Raw genomic sequence first — 15,255 nt, forward strand, 5'->3', positions numbered from 1 at the left:
GGAAATCCTGATTCTCCCCCTCACAAGCGCAATTATGTTAGTCAGTGCTTACCTGGTCGAGCGGGGTTTGATTCAAGAGCCTGATCAAGTGGATAGCAAAACGAACGTGCGTCAAAGCCAAGAGACGAAACCTTAGGTAGTGGTCGCCTTAATCAAAAAGTTTTAACCCTTTTATGCATAGCCGACTAACCATAAAGGCGACCACTACCTTACGGTAACTTCAATACCAGAATTTATTACCCAACTGGCTGTTAAGGGTGTGGTCAACGCCATAGATGCGATTAGCACTCAAAAAAACGGCTCAGTTGATCAAAGAGAGCTGAGAATCACTACCTGGGGGCGATTAAAGGCAATCAGGGCAATCTATTCAAAAGCGTCAAAGCTTACTTTGTAGCCGAACACAGTCATACTGACATTACTTAAGGACATGGTCGGATCGAGAAACGGGTCGGCACGCATCTGCAACCAACTCGACAACATCCAGCCCTGGCCAGGGCATTAGACTCTGATTCGAACCCTTAGTGTTCGACAATTCAAAAAGGGGGGGCAACACCGTCTGGAAAAGGAAACACGCTACTATGTTGCTTCTTACGCCCTTGTCTGCTGAGTCCAAAGCCTCAGCGCATCCCTTGGATATTGGGGTGTAGAGAACAAGGTTCATTATGTGCGATTTGGTTACTCAGGGTGAAGATGCTTCACGTATTCGCATGCATCAGTTACCTCAAATCTTTGCCGTTGCTCGTAACTTTGCTCTAAATATCTATCGTTCTCATGACTTTTCAAATATGGCTCAGGCGCAAAGACGGTGCCAGTTTGGACTAGACACACTCAAGCACATTTTCAGAAATGTTATAGCCCTGGGTACTTTCCTTCTTGGTTTTAGAAGGGAGCTTCGGAGTTTCGGAACAGCGAATAAAATTTAGATGTACCTCACGCTAATTAGTAAACCCTATAGTCAACTCGATACGATATTACTTGTGGGGAGCATCTTCCTCATCAGAAGGGAACTTCAGGGTCACAACTGAACCACCGCCACCATCTTCTTGATCCGATGGGAACTTCTGGGTCATCGCAATTGGACCACCGCCACCCTCTTCGTGATCAGAGGGATACTTCTTAGTCAAGGCTGGACCACCACCACCCTCTTCGTGATCTGAGGGATACTTGCGAGTAAAGCATCCGGCACCATCTTCAAAATCAGAGGGGAACTTCTCTGTGAACGCAAATCCGCGACCGCCTCTAACATCATCCATTTCCTCTTCAGATAGCTCTTCGCACCATTGCCCTTCTAGGTAGCGGGCGAAAAAGGGAACTGCTTGGGAATTTTCTTCTGGTTTGTCCATATTAGACATGGCTTTTAACTCCTAGTGGATAAATAGGATGTGGGGAAATAGGATATAGAATGTGGCTAACTGATGTTCCTAACTAGAAATAGACACAACAAATAGACACAACTATTTCCCTATAAATCTATTAAAAGCCATGCCCCCCTAGTTGTAACGCCAAATTGGCGAAAATTTTTAATTAGTCTACTAATATAACTTCTTGATCATTATCCGATTGGTACTTCAGAGTCACAAATACATCATCTCGAAACTTAATGATTAAAAAATAATGGGACATAAAAATAACAATTAAGTAGTCGGACATAAATAAACAGTACTATCTCGAAAAATGTAAAATGCTTGTAACCTTTACCCCAAAAGGTTTTGCCTATATTTACAAAACTTTATACAGCACCAAAAACTTTTGTCCGACTACTTATTTCTGATATCCCTAGGAATTTATGCGTAGTCTTACTTTGAACCATTGGTATTATTTTTGGTAATGGGTAATGGTACCAGAGTAATCACAATTACCCATTACCATTACCCAAGCCTGACAATAGTGATATTAGCTGGATATCAAATCTCCCCCATCTCCCCCATCTCCCCCATCTCCCCATCTCCCCATCTCCCCACACTTTTATAATGGGTATTCAACCGGACTTGATATTAATCTGGGGGACACAGGAAATTCTTGAGTTCTTCAGGAATTTCTTCAAAATGCTCCAGAAGGAAATCCATTATGGCCAGATGGTACAAATCGATGGGCATGGGAGAGCGATAGTTGTCACCTCTGGCAAACCAGCGCTGTACTGTAGCATCACTACGGGAGCAAATACAGGCGATGACCTCGTAAGTCACTAACCATTTGCCATAAAACTGTTGTGGTGTCATCCCCAATTGGCAGTTACTGTAGCGCTGGATTAAGGCTCGGTCTTTTAGGGTTAGAGGACGGGGCTTTTTCATAAAGATCTAGGTAGAATTCCTCCCCGTGTCTAAAGACCGGGGAGGAATTCTCCATAGTGGCTTTAGCCACCTTCTTATCCGTGGTGAGGGTCGTTGATATACCGCTGAATAGTTTCACTACTCACCTTCCCTGCGGTACTAAAAAAATAACTATTAGTCCAAAGAGATGGCAGTTTTTTTAATTCAGGGAACTCTTTTCGCAAGTAGTTTGCACTTCTGCCTTTGAAAGCCCTGACTACTTGATAAATAGCATCTGTTGGATTTATCTCTACAAAAAGGTGAATATGATCAGGAGCAACCTCTAAAGCTTTAATATTCCAGTTCTTCTCCGAAGCTATCTCAGTAAAAAATTCGTAAATCCTATCCCTAATCTTTCCTACCAATACCTTTTTTATTCTTTTCGGTATCCATACTAAATGTACAGTACACACCCCGACCGCATGGTTGTAGTGTCTGTACTCAAAACCGCTCTTTCTCAATTTATTTTCTCTCCGGACTTGCTGTTGTTTTTATTGTAGGTTAATATATAGTTAACGACAAACCCCTGAGGGTCGATAATGGCTAAAAAGAAGTTAAAAGTAGGGGTTCAGCAAATCCTTTTACACCCGGACAAAGAGACAGAGGCAATCCTGACTTATCTTTGTGAGCAGTCAGGGAAACTGTACAATATGGGAGTTTACTTTTCTCGTCAAGTGTTTTTCAAAACAGGAAAACTACTTACAGGTAAATTCGACTTGATATATGAAAAAAGCGTAGGAAAGACGATTGTAGCTAAGTCTCTCCCCTCCACCCCAGCCCAGCAGACATTGATGAGTGTGGCCGAAGCACTTAAATCCTATAAGAAGCTAAGAGAGTCTTGGTTCAAAGGGGGTTTAAAAAGTAGACCGAAGCCTCCTGGATATTTGAAAGGGAAAAAGATGTTTAAAGTCTCTTATCCAAATTCAGGAGGGCAAAAGCCAAAGAGACATGAAGACTTAATTACTTTTTCTCTGGGATTAAATGTAAAGAGATGGTTTGGAATCAAAAACTTCTCTCTGTCTTTTCCTAGTAATTTAGAAGATATAAAAATAAAAGAATGGACTATTTTACCTAAAAATGGGGCTTTTTACCTAGAAGTATCTTATGAGATACCAGAGTCAGTCCAAGTCAAAGATAAAAGCAAAGAGGCTTTGAGTATAGATTTAGGGACTTCTAGTAATTTAGCGGCTTGCGTTGACACTTTAGGAAATTCTTTTTTAATAGACTGTCGTGCCATGAAGTCCTTTAACCAATATTGGAACAAGCAAGTCTCTACAAGAAAGAAAGGTAGAGCAAAAGATTATTGGGATAATTGGCTTGATAGGGTTACTCGGAAACGGAACCATCGGATGAGAGATGGAATAAATAAGGCCGCTAAGATAATAATCAACCATTGCCTTGAATACAGTATTGGGACTATAGTCCTAGGCTGGAATGAAGGTTTTAAACAATGCTCCAATATGGGTAGGATAAACAATCAACAGTTTGTTCAAATACCTTTAGGGAAGCTAAAAGATAGGCTATCTCAGTTGTGCAGTTTACACGGAATCCATTTGGAATTGACGGAGGAAGCTTACACCAGTAAGGCCAGCTATCTTGATGGAGACTCCCTACCTGCTTATGGAGAAAAACCAAGTGGGTGGAAAGCATCAGGAAAGCGTGTAAAGCGCGGTCTTTATAAGACTTCAAATAAGTCAATAGTAAATGCTGACTTAAATGGTAGTGCAAATATCTTGAGAAAAGTAGCCAGAAAGCTAGGCATAGACCTATCCAGACTGAGTAGACGGTGTTTGACTACCGTAGCGAAGATTAGACTTTGGACGTTACCTAAGTTTATCTTGTCAGCAGAATCCCCGCGTCTTTAGACCGGGGAGTGTCAAAAAGCCTCCTCTACTGCTAGAGTTTCTAAGTCTTGTTCCCTTGGCAGTAAGCTTATGGCTGGTGAACTGCAAAAGTCTAGCGCTAGCGCAAAATGAGGTGGCAAATCCGCCACTGACAGCGATGTCGGGTATCGCGATATCAGGGATCTATGACTATACCCCAGTTCATAGTCAGTGTGGGACAGGCTAGAAGCTTGTGGCACACAGGGTCGAAGCCTGTGCCAGACTTTCTTGGTGAAATGGTTTTAGCATAGGATGTATCTCCTGTTAATGGAGGAGCCAGAAGCCAGCGTTTGCCATGGAAACTTTGCGCTGGCTTCTTTCTATCTCCTTATCTCCTTACTTTCATAATAACACAAAACATTTAAATACTGTAAAAACGTTAAAAAACTTAAAAAACTAATTTGGGAGGAACGTCAATTGCTTTGCGACCATTCAAAATTATCAATTCAAAATTAAAAAATACCCCCGAAATGAATTCAGAGGCTTGTATTTGTTGTCAACAATTCAAAATTATAAGGCTAGTAATTTTGTAAGCCGTCAGCCGTCAGCCGTCAGCCGTCAGCTAAAAGCTCACGCTACTTGAGGTGCTTACAATAAACCTAGAACGAGATAATTTAATAATTCCAGATTAATGAGAATTGAAAGTATGGGGAAAATTCCATGACTCCTGGCACAGACTTCGAGGCTGATAGCACCTCAAGTAGCGTGCGCGTAGGGCATTAGCTGATAGCTTATGTAATTTTGAATTTTTAATTTGGCATTTTGAATTTAAAAAAAATAACCTTTCCCTTAATTAACAGACCATGGATCACTAATCTCAGAATTAATAGACCATGGATCATTAATCTCAGGTATTTCCATAGCTTGTCGTCTGTGTTGCTGCTGTTGAATCCGATCGAGAGTACCAGTGGGAATAGAAGCAATCAGCTGACGAGTATAATCCTGTTTCGGTTCTCGATAAATACTGTCAGCGGGACCAATTTCTTCAATTTTGCCCTGGTTCATTACCATAATGCGATCGCTCATGAATTTAACTACACTCAAGTCATGGGAAATGAATATATAGGTTAAGCCGAAATCCTCCTGCAATTGTTTCAGCAAATTCAGGACTTGTGCCTGTACGGAAACATCTAGAGCAGAAACGGATTCATCACAAATGATAAACTTAGGATTAAGAGCGAGTGCCCTAGCAATACAGACCCGCTGGCGCTGACCTCCAGAAAATTCGTGAGGATAGCGATTCATCCAGTCAGGATTTAAATCCACTCGCTCCAACAACTCAGCCACGCGATCGCGTTTTTCCTTACTATTACCCCCAACATCATGAATCAATAGGGGTTCCATCACTGCTTCCCCAATCTTTAGTCGTGGGTCGAGGGAACTAAAGGGATTCTGAAACACAATTTGCATTTCACGGCGTAATTGCCGCAAACCCATACCCTTGATGGTGGTAATCTCTTTACCATCAAAGTTTACTTCTCCACTCATTGGTTCAATCAAGCGCAGCAATGTTCGTGCCAGGGTAGATTTGCCACAACCGGATTCTCCTACTAAGCCCAAGGTTTCACTGGGATAAACATCAAAAGATACTCCATTGACTGCCATCAGATAGCGTTTCGTCCCGCCAAATACGCCTCGAATGGGAAAGCCTACCTGTAAGTTACGCACCGAAACTAATGGTTGTGTGGTTGTTTGGTTGAAGGTTGTTCGCGTAGCGTGGCCTTTTGGCCAAGGTTGGGAGGTTGAAGGTTGGGAGGTTGAAGGTTGGGAGGTTGAAGGTTGGGAGGTTGAAGGTTGGGAGGTTGAAGGTTGTTCGCCTTTAGCGTTCCCGTAGGGTAGGTTATCTGACGAAGTTTGAAGCTGGAACCGGTCAACATTCAACCCTTTTGATTTTTCTCGGATTACCTCTTCCCCACTAGCAGTAGTTACCACCTCCATGAAGTCAGAAACAGTTGGTAGGTATGTTACAGTTTTATCCAGAGTTGGGCGACAGGCTAATAATCCCTTGGTGTAGGGATGGTTTGGCTCAGAGAAAATTTTCCAGACATCACCCCTTTCCACAATTTTGCCTTGGTACATCACCGCTACGCTGTCAGCAATTTCCGCAATTACCCCTAAGTCGTGGGTAATAAAAATCATGGACATCCCTCGGGTATCCCGTAACTCCCTCAGCAAATCCAGAATAGTTGCCTGTACGGTAACATCAAGAGCAGTAGTGGGTTCATCAGCAATCAACACATCAGGGTTACAAGAAATTGCGATCGCAATCATGACCCGCTGCAATTGACCACCAGACAGTTCATGGGGATAACGCTTTAATATTTCCCGTTTTTGCTGGTTAATGTGGCGATTAATTAGCCGTTCCCCTGGTATTGCTTGACCAGGGTTCTCCCGACGGAATTCCTCTAGAAAAGTCTCCCTCAATTGTTGATCGCTAGGGAGTAGCTTCACCTCTTGAAGACGAGCCATGGCTTGACGCCTTGCTTCTTTTAGGGAAACATCCTGGTGTTGCAGAATTGCTTCCGTCAGTTGAAACCCACAGGTATAAACTGGGTTAAGGGAAGTCATGGGTTCTTGGAAAATCATTGAGATTTGACCACCCCGGTAGGACTGTTTTTGATCAGGACTCAGCCCTAGCAAATCCACTTCTTTTTCCCGAGCTGAGGGTCGGAAATAAATCTCGCCATTGGTAACCTTACCAGGATAGGGTACCAAACCCATTATGGCCAAAGACGTGACTGATTTCCCAGAGCCTGACTCCCCCACAATCCCTAGGGTTTGTCCTCGACGCAGTTGAAAGTCTATGCTGTCAACGGCTGTGACCTGTTTTACATCGGTTTGGAATTGGACTTTCAGATTACGGACGTCAAGAACATTGTCAGTCATGGCATTCAAGAGGATTAAGTTAAGAGAGTTAACTTAAATCATACAAAAACTCTAGGGTTTACTCCCTAGGTCAGCTGTCAGCTCTCAGCGGTCAGCCGTCAGCTGTGAGCTATCAGCTATCAGCTATCAGCTATCAGCTCTCAGCTATCAGCTCTCAGCTATCAGCTCTCAGCTCTCAGCTCTCAGCTCTCAGCTATCAGCTCTCAGCTCTCAGCTATCAGCTATCAGCTCTCAGCTCTCAGCTATCAGCTGTTTTCTATCTTCAATCAGATCGATCTGGCTGCTACCTGGGAAGTAAGCTATCAGCTATCAGCTAAGCTGTTGCGCATTTAAACTGTGATAACAGCATTGCCTTTGTTTTTTATTTTTCGTACCCATTTTATAATTAACCCTCCTTCATTTAAAAGATGATTTAACAAACATTCTAATTCTTCAATTGATTTGAAAACTCGATTGGCAATATATTCTTTTGCTGAATGCCAAACCAATTCAATTAAGTTATAATCAGGACTATACTCGGGAAGATATTCTAAATAAATATTCGGCATATCTTCTTCTATTTTATGAATATATTCGGCTTTTTTGTGAAAACTAGCATTGTCTAAAATAATGACGATTTTCGGTCCTTTATTAGCAAAGTCTTCTAGTTGATTACCCGCTTCCATCCATTCATTTTCTAGCTCTTTATAAAAGGTTTTTAAAACTTCATAAAAAGTTTGACTATTGCTTTTTTTGAGGAAATCTACAAATCTTTTTTTATCTGAATATCGCAAAGCTCCCATCACATTAACTCTCCCTTGCCTTTCGGGCAAAGCCCGACGCTGCGCGAACGGTCTCCTCTAACTTTTTTTCGCTTTCCTCTTTTACACCAGTTTTTTCTTCTGATGACTCTCAAACTAAATCCGCTTTCATCCCAAAACCATACCTGAAGACGCTCTGGGCTTTCTTTTTCTATTTTTAAATACTCATCTAGTTTCTTTTTAAATGCTTCCCTTTTTTTATGGTCTTTTTTAGAATCTAAGCTATACTTTGACCAAAGGTAAACATATTTTTTCTTGACTAGTATCCTACGAACTTGAGACCCACTTAACTTGATGCCTGTTGTATCTTCTAAATGAACGGCTAATTTTTGAGCTGTCCATCGACCAAATTCATATCCTAATTCTTCGGGTTCTTTTTCGACTAATTCTAATAATACTTCTATATATTGTTTTGTTGCTTTTTGGTGATTGCCTTTCATTCTTTTATCTTTAAGACTCTCTAAGTCATCTGGATCTCCGTGGACACACCAATAACAGACTGTGTTCTTTGAACAACCCAAAACTTCAGCAATTTCTAACTGTGTTTTTCCACTATTCAACAACAGCAAAATTAAAATACGTTCTCTAATATTTCCATTTTCTTCTATTTTTAAGGCTTTTTGAAGTATTGTTTTTTGCTGTCAGATAATTTTTTGCTGGCATATTTCCTATTATTGGGTTATTTATTAATTTTTATTATACCAATTTAAATGCCGAACAGCTTATCAGCTGATACCTTACCTCGAACTATTAAATTCTCCCTAAAGAGGTTTATTTTCAGCTGACCGCTGACCGCTGACCGCTGTTCGCGTAGCGTGCGCGTAGCGGATATGCTTACCCTAATTGACCTTTGTTTCTCACCAAATTCACAGCAAAATAAAGCGGATTCATCAACCCCTTAACTACAGCCTTGAACCCATAAATCACACGACCTCTTAGACCAGCTTTGATAACGTGATTATTGAATGGAATCACTGGTAACTTCCTAATTAGCTCTTGAGCCAAAGCTTTCTTTTGGCCTGGTCCTTGTAAACGAAACTGGGTACCTTGGGTCGGACCATATACGATGGTAAACCAGAGCCGAGGATTTAAGAAAAAGTATTTCCACAAGGGCGGTTTGCACCCAATTAAATCAGCTAGCTCGTCGATGTATATATGATAATCAAGCAAGCTTCGGATCCGAGCGGCATTATGTTCAAACTGTTCTAAATATTTGGCTTTATCGATAGATGCCACCTGCTCCATTTCCTCAGAAGCCGGAAGAGTTCGTTTACCAGTGCAAATCAAGGCAAAAAATCTGGCTTGCATTTCCGTAATAGGAAACTGACTGCCAATGGCAGGACGTGCCCAACCAATCCAAGCGATTTTATCCCGATACAAGGCATGAAAGATATGTTTGTAAAGACTCCGGGGGTCAGTTGTTCTCAAGTGCTCAGGCAGGAAAGACACATAGTTTTTGTAGCCGGTACAAAATACTACCGCATCCACGTTTTCAAGGGTTTCCCCATCAGCCGCGATCAATGTCCTGCCACCATCTTTTACCTTCACTATTTCGCCGACCACTTGACAGCCATGATAGACAATTGCCTTGGGTAAGGATATATTTTTAGTTCCGTATGTACCCCAGACCCCTTTTTTAGCCTTAACCTTCTGATTTAGCTCAAATATAGTATCATGAACTGGATCGTTTTTGCTCAACTCTAATCGGAAGATAAGTTTGCTCAAAGCATCTCCATAGTCCCTTGGTAGACCGTATACACCACGATGGCTAGCAGTATCGGCAGCATAGTCACCTCTCTTCCTGGGTATTATCCACCCAGCTGAATTGCGAAGGCTGACCCAGCACTTGTTGGCGACACGAGATATTTCTAGGGCGATGTCTGAAGCTGACTCACCTCCCCCAACCACTAATACTGTTTTGCCCACAAAGTTATCAGCATTACGATAGTCCTTGGAATGGGAAAACTCCACCTCAGTTAATAAATCTTTCCACTCTGGATAATTTGAGATACTGTTGTTACCAATTGCCAACGCTACCCGTTTTGAGTGCAAAATCTCTCCAGAGGCTAGTTGAATTTGCCACCCTTGATTGTCTTGGGGAGTGAGTGCTACAACTTTCGATTTGAAACGAATTTTATCTAAAATACCAAAATGTTTGGCATAGCTTTTCCAATAGTCAACTGCTTCGTTCTTTGTCCAGAATTTGTGCTGATTGCCATCACCTATCCAGAAGTCCGAAAACATACTAAATGCGCAAGATGTAGTCAGCACTAAACTGTCGTAGGCATTGGCATAAACCCCGCCCAAATCCTCTGCTTGCTCTAAACATATTACCTCGCCTACACCTTGTTCTAGTAATTCTTTGGTAGTAACTATACCAGCTGGCCCTGCTCCAATCACTATGCAATCTAACATACTATTTAACTTCCGATGTCGGGAGTAAGCACAAAAACAAATGAATCCGCGAGTATAGATTCAGCAACAGCAGGATTAATCCCCAAGGGTTGCAAGCAAGTTAGTTGGTCTAATACATTGAGCATACTATACCCCTGAAGCTGAAACCCTTGCTCATTTACGAATTGTCTAACCTGATCGAAATTGTCAAAGATAGTATCTGTGTCTGAGGTGGCTGTCATTCCTCTGACTGTCTGGCTCAATTTTTGCCAAGCTGGGCTATTTCGCCGTACCCTACTCAAATATTCTTTTGTAATTAAATCAGGGGTTATCCACACACCACCATAAACCTGAAGCAACTCCCGGACATTAGCAAACAACCGCTGTTTTTGATTAAATGTCAGGTACAGCAGTAGTCCCTCGGATATTACAGTAATGGGCGTTCGGGAATCTAGATAACCTACATCGATAGGTAATTGGCTGGGTTGACTAGTGGCATCAATCCCAACAAAGTGCAAGTTTGAGCGTCCGCCAATTAGCTGTTTCACCAGTTGCTGTTTGCGCGTTATCATCCCTGGCAAATCACTCTCGATAAAAGTTGTAGAAGGGTTACCAGACATTACCATGCCCCGTGGCATCAAGCCGGAGGCTAGTTCAAGGATTTGAGTTTTTTGAAATTGAGCCATCACTTGATTGATAGCTTTATACCGACCTTCAAATAAAACGGCTACTTCAAACGATTTATCAGACTGTTGTTTTTGTAACTGCTCCACGAAAGCTTGAGCATTAACCAATTGTGCTAATTCTTGCCCATAAGGAATGTCGGTAAACTGTCTGGCATAAGCCACTAGTAACGCTGTGGGACTGATATTGTCGAAGGAACTAGTTGGCACCTGCATCATTAGCAATTGGGAATTGGGAATTTAGGGAGTAGGGAAAAGGGGAAGCAAGTTTCCCCTTTAACACTGGGCGCTTACTTAGCAACATTTCTGTGACAGGAATATTGTAAGGTTCTATGTAAGCATTCAGCCGTCAGCTATCAGCTAATGCGCTACGCGCACGCTACTTGAGGTGCTAATGCGCTACAGATGGTGCTACTTGAGGTGCTAGCAGGCGCTTTAACTGCACAGGGTCGGATCAGAGGAGCAGGGGTTTTCAACCAGCCGTACCAGCACCGTCTTGTTTACTACCTCCCGTTGATTTGCTGACGGCTGACAGCTGATAGCTGTTGGCGTAGCCTGCGCGTAGCGCATATGCTTACCGTTCTATCTACCCTTGACCAAAGACAAAATTACCAGGTGCTTCGGGATCTTCACTACGGAAGAATTCATCGATCAGCTCGATATGTTTTTCTTTAGAAATGGAGTCATCATCCTTTAAATTAAGCCGTTTGAATACCTCGTTAGCCAAATTTTCATCACGTCCGGCGCTTCGATACCATTGTCTGTATTCCTCCAAATCCAGTTGCTCATCCCCATTAGTATCAAATAAGCTAAAGACGAAACCGGCGATGCCCTTTATTTCTGCTTCATAAGCGTCTTGGTCATTAAGGATATTCTCGATATATACCAACCATTCCTCTAAAGATATCCTATTGTCACGATTGGTGTCTGCAAACTTTTGCATACTATCCCAACGAGACATTAACTTCGATTGAAAGGAATTGTAGTTGGGTGAGCCTGGCTCCCAGCTGCGAAGCTGAGAGTAGCTTTCTAGGAAGCGCTCAAAATCCGCTTGCTCAATGAAACCGTTATTGTCGGCGTCATACATTTCAAACAATCTTGGGAATTTCTGCTTCTGCAATTCAGTTAACATAATTATTTTCTCCAGGGAGTAATAAATTCAAGTTTACACTATGTTTACCGTAGGATAACTAGTGGGACACAATTAATACACCGTTGGTTACAGCAACAGCTGATGGTCAGGGTAAAAACAGCGTCAGCTGATAGCTGAATGGTTACAAAACAGCTAATCTAGCCTTGGTGATAAATTCATAAAAAAGACTATTTGTCAAGGGTTTGTTAATAAATTTTAATCAAAGCCCCAAAATCTTGCTGTGATTGGTATTTGGGAATTTGCCTTTCTATACCAGAGGTAAAATTAACGTTTGATCGTTGTGTGTATAAGTTGGCGATATGCTCTGCTGCGCTGTATGCGATCGCTAACTAGATAACGCTGTTGCTAAAATCATAAAATTCTCAAACGTTATAATTAGCAAACCATTAGAGATTTTCTGATGATTTGTCACTAGATTGGTGATAAATTACCGACAAAATGAACTTGTCACCAATCTAGAAAAATCAGTGGCGTAGGGTGCGTTAGGGATGAGCTCACCCTAATTTTATTGGTAGCCAGTGTTGATACAGTCCATCCCGTAACGCACCACCGGGTCAAACTGGTACGGCTGAAGGCTGACGGCTGTTCGCGTAGCGTGCGCGTAGCGCATAAGCTGATAGCTGAATACTTACAAAGTACCTCACCCAATTAACAACTGCTACATCTCAAGTTTTACAATAATAATCCCTAGTTCCTTTAGCATCCAGAGAGTCTCCCAGGCGATTCAAAGCATGAACATAAGCAGCTGTGCGCATGGAAACCGCTAGTTCCTGAGAAAGTGACCAAATTGTTTCAGTTTCTTCCACCATTTTCTCCTTGAGACGTTGATGGACTTCATCGAGCTTCCAATAGTGTCCACTCCGGTTTTGTAACCATTCAAAATAGCTAACCGTGACACCTCCAGCATTAACCAAAATGTCAGGAAAAACATAGATGCCTTTTTCTTCCAAACGATTGTCAGCTGTAGAGGTTACTGGTCCATTCGCTACTTCAAAGATATAATTTGCTCTGATATTATCAACGTTTTCTTCGGTAATTTGATTTTCCAAGGCAGCGGGAATCAAGACATCTACATCTAAGGCTAAAAGGTCTTGATTAGTAATGACTTCATGCTCAACAATATTGCAAACGCTACCTCGACAGTAAACAGCTTTAATGCCTTGACTGGATGTTTTGTATTGGCGAATACTGGGAATATCTAACCCTTTTTTGGCATAAATACCCCCTTGAGAATCACTGACAGCCACAACTTTATAGCCTGCTTTAGCTAACAGTTGCGCTATCACAGCACCAGCATTACCAAATCCTTGCACGGCTACGGTGGTATTTTGAGGCAGCTGGTCAAATTTGGGCAAAATCGATTCCATCACAAAAAACGCGCCAGTAGCGGTAGCGGTATCGCGACCAACACTTCCTCCCAGTGCCAAGGGTTTACCTGTGACGACCCCTGGACTGATTTGACGGCGAATGACGCTGTATTGATCCATCATCCAACCCATAATCATGGAATTGGTGTAAACGTCGGGAGCGAGAATATCAATATCAGGCCCAATGAAATCTGCGATCGCATCGATGTAACCACGACTTAACCGTTCCAACTCCAGCTTCGATAAGGCTTTAGGATTTAGAGTAATTCCTCCTTTGCCACCGCCGAAGGGCAAATTTAAGGTGGCACATTTAAAGGTCATCCAAAAGGCTAAGGATTGGACTTCATCTAAACAAACATTGGGATGATAGCGCACTCCCCCTTTTGCTGGTCCCCTGGTGGTGTCATAGCGAACCCGATAGCCCTGAAACATCTGTAAGGAGCCATCATCCATGCGGACTGGGATAGAAACGCTCAAACTAGATTTGGGATATTTTAAGCGTGCGATCGCATCCTCGGAAATTGACACATATTTCAATGATTTCTGCAATCGTTTACTGGCATCAGCAAATAATGACTCAGACATGGCCTTATTTCTCCAGCTAACAATATTTACCATTTACCCAGTCCTGGTTATTTCAGGACTTACGCAAAGCCCCCGTTGGTCCCCCAATTATGGGGGACTTTGACATCATTCCCCCCCAATTTTGGGGGGTTAGGGGGGCAAAACCAACTCAACTTCGTAAGTCCTATATTTAATTTAATCACAAAAAAACTGTATATTTTGTTACATTATGCTAAGCTTTACTGGTTTATACTAAACCTCTTGCCAAAGTAACTACACTCATGATTGCACTCCTCGCCGCCCTCTCAGCTTCCGCTGCGGCAGGAATGAGAATTGCCCTGCCTCTGTTGGTAATTGGTTTGCTCCACAGTGACCAACTGTGGTCGAAGGTACCGTTACTGTCACAGATTCATCCCCCAGTCTTGCTGACTATCTTGACAACCTGGTCATTGGTGGAACTATTTGCCTCCAAAAAGCTATTAGGACAGCGAGTCTTGCAAATAGTTCAGCTAGTGTTAAGTCCTCTAGTGGGAGCAATTCTTGGTATTGCTGTGACTCAGTTTGCCGAAGAACTAACGGGATATGTCTGGGTAGTCGGTATTGTCGGCGGTTTATTAGCCTTTGTACTCCAGTTAGTTCAAGTGGGATGGTTCTACCGTTTGCGTGGCTTACCTCTGTGGGTAGTGTTTCTTCAGGATTTTCTGTGCGTAGTTTTGATAATCTTAGCTTTTGATGCTCCAGAACAAGGAGGATTAATCGCTTTACTGCTACTGTGGCTAGCCATTCGCAGTTCTAAGCATTGGTATCGTTGGTATGTTAGAGGGCTAGAGGACAGTTAGAGAAAGTGTCATAAAGTGTACTAAAGACTATTCTAAAGTACTAGACTATTAATATGACACTAGTACCACTCCGTAAGGCGGTCGAACTTACGGGACTCTCCAAAACAACGCTAAGGAAGTATGCAGACAATGGCATCATCAAATGCGAACGAACTCCAAGTGGATACCGAATGTTCGATACAGTTAGTCTTGCCACTTTGGGAAGACAACAGCCACCAAAGCCAGCCACCATTTGTACTGCCGAGTCAGTAGTCAAAAACAAAAGACGACCTCGCCAGACAAATCGCATACATGCATTCCTTGTTCCCAGAAGCCGAAATCATCCAAGACATTGGCTCAGGACTTAACTACAAAAGGAAAGGACTTAGAGCCATATT

At 42.4% G+C, this 15,255-nt stretch carries 12 protein-coding genes and 1 pseudogene; 3 read left to right on the plus strand and 10 right to left on the minus strand.

From position 1 onward, the window contains the following. Positions 1-971 precede the first annotated feature (971 nt). From LYNGBM3L_RS14960 to tnpA, 4 genes are all read right to left on the minus strand, one after another. On the minus strand, positions 972-1,352 hold the full coding sequence (locus tag LYNGBM3L_RS14960; RefSeq protein ID WP_008184776.1) for a microviridin/marinostatin family tricyclic proteinase inhibitor: 381 nt from the start codon (positions 1,350-1,352) through the stop codon (positions 972-974). A 172-nt stretch (positions 1,353-1,524) separates the two neighbouring features. Further along, positions 1,525-1,650, minus strand: a complete 126-nt coding sequence (locus LYNGBM3L_RS48665) for a hypothetical protein (RefSeq protein WP_267872038.1) — start codon at positions 1,648-1,650, stop codon at positions 1,525-1,527. 344 nt (positions 1,651-1,994) lie between these two features. Continuing rightward, positions 1,995-2,291 (minus strand): hypothetical protein, encoded by a 297-nt coding sequence (locus LYNGBM3L_RS14965; protein WP_044493314.1) that lies wholly within the window; start codon positions 2,289-2,291, stop codon positions 1,995-1,997. 74 nt (positions 2,292-2,365) lie between these two features. Continuing rightward, positions 2,366-2,770, minus strand: a complete 405-nt coding sequence (gene tnpA / locus LYNGBM3L_RS14970; protein ID WP_008184781.1) for an IS200/IS605 family transposase — start codon at positions 2,768-2,770, stop codon at positions 2,366-2,368. 78 nt (positions 2,771-2,848) lie between these two features. Between tnpA and LYNGBM3L_RS14975 the strand changes: the two genes are divergently transcribed. Continuing rightward, positions 2,849-4,174 carry an RNA-guided endonuclease InsQ/TnpB family protein gene (locus LYNGBM3L_RS14975; RefSeq protein ID WP_008184783.1) on the plus strand — a complete coding sequence of 442 codons (1,326 nt, stop codon included), beginning with the start codon at positions 2,849-2,851 and terminating at the stop codon, positions 4,172-4,174. Positions 4,175-4,981: 807 nt separating this feature from the next. On the opposite strand, the gene LYNGBM3L_RS14980 is transcribed toward LYNGBM3L_RS14975, so the two are convergent. From LYNGBM3L_RS14980 to LYNGBM3L_RS15015, 6 genes and pseudogenes are all read right to left on the minus strand, one after another. Beyond that, complete coding sequence (locus LYNGBM3L_RS14980) at positions 4,982-7,078, minus strand: ABC transporter ATP-binding protein (protein ID WP_008184785.1); 2,097 nt, start codon at positions 7,076-7,078, stop codon at positions 4,982-4,984. 329 nt (positions 7,079-7,407) lie between these two features. Continuing rightward, positions 7,408-8,541, minus strand: a pseudogene (locus tag LYNGBM3L_RS38395) (IS630 family transposase). 171 nt (positions 8,542-8,712) lie between these two features. Further along, on the minus strand, positions 8,713-10,293 hold the full coding sequence (locus tag LYNGBM3L_RS15000) for a flavin-containing monooxygenase (RefSeq protein ID WP_008184789.1): 1,581 nt from the start codon (positions 10,291-10,293) through the stop codon (positions 8,713-8,715). Between the two features lie 5 nt (positions 10,294-10,298). Beyond that, entirely contained in the window at positions 10,299-11,174 is an 876-nt protein-coding gene (locus LYNGBM3L_RS15005) for a class I SAM-dependent methyltransferase (protein WP_008184791.1), read from the minus strand. Between the two features lie 367 nt (positions 11,175-11,541). Beyond that, a complete protein-coding gene (locus LYNGBM3L_RS15010) occupies positions 11,542-12,087 on the minus strand; it encodes an EF-hand domain-containing protein (protein WP_008184793.1) in 546 nt (181 codons plus the stop codon). Positions 12,088-12,773: 686 nt separating this feature from the next. Then, positions 12,774-14,060, minus strand: coding sequence for a Glu/Leu/Phe/Val family dehydrogenase (locus LYNGBM3L_RS15015; protein ID WP_044493319.1), 1,287 nt, complete (start codon positions 14,058-14,060; stop codon positions 12,774-12,776). Positions 14,061-14,320: 260 nt separating this feature from the next. On the opposite strand from LYNGBM3L_RS15015, the gene LYNGBM3L_RS15020 reads away from it, so the two are divergent. Both LYNGBM3L_RS15020 and LYNGBM3L_RS50400 read left to right on the plus strand, forming a co-directional pair. Continuing rightward, complete coding sequence (locus tag LYNGBM3L_RS15020) at positions 14,321-14,878, plus strand: DUF4126 domain-containing protein (protein ID WP_008184797.1); 558 nt, start codon at positions 14,321-14,323, stop codon at positions 14,876-14,878. A gap of 53 nt (positions 14,879-14,931) precedes the next feature. After that, positions 14,932-15,225, plus strand: coding sequence for a MerR family DNA-binding transcriptional regulator (locus LYNGBM3L_RS50400; RefSeq protein ID WP_411550857.1), 294 nt, complete (start codon positions 14,932-14,934; stop codon positions 15,223-15,225). Positions 15,226-15,255: the final 30 nt, after the last annotated feature.

The sequence above is a fragment of the Moorena producens 3L genome, from assembly GCF_000211815.1.
Classification (GTDB): domain Bacteria; phylum Cyanobacteriota; class Cyanobacteriia; order Cyanobacteriales; family Coleofasciculaceae; genus Moorena; species Moorena producens.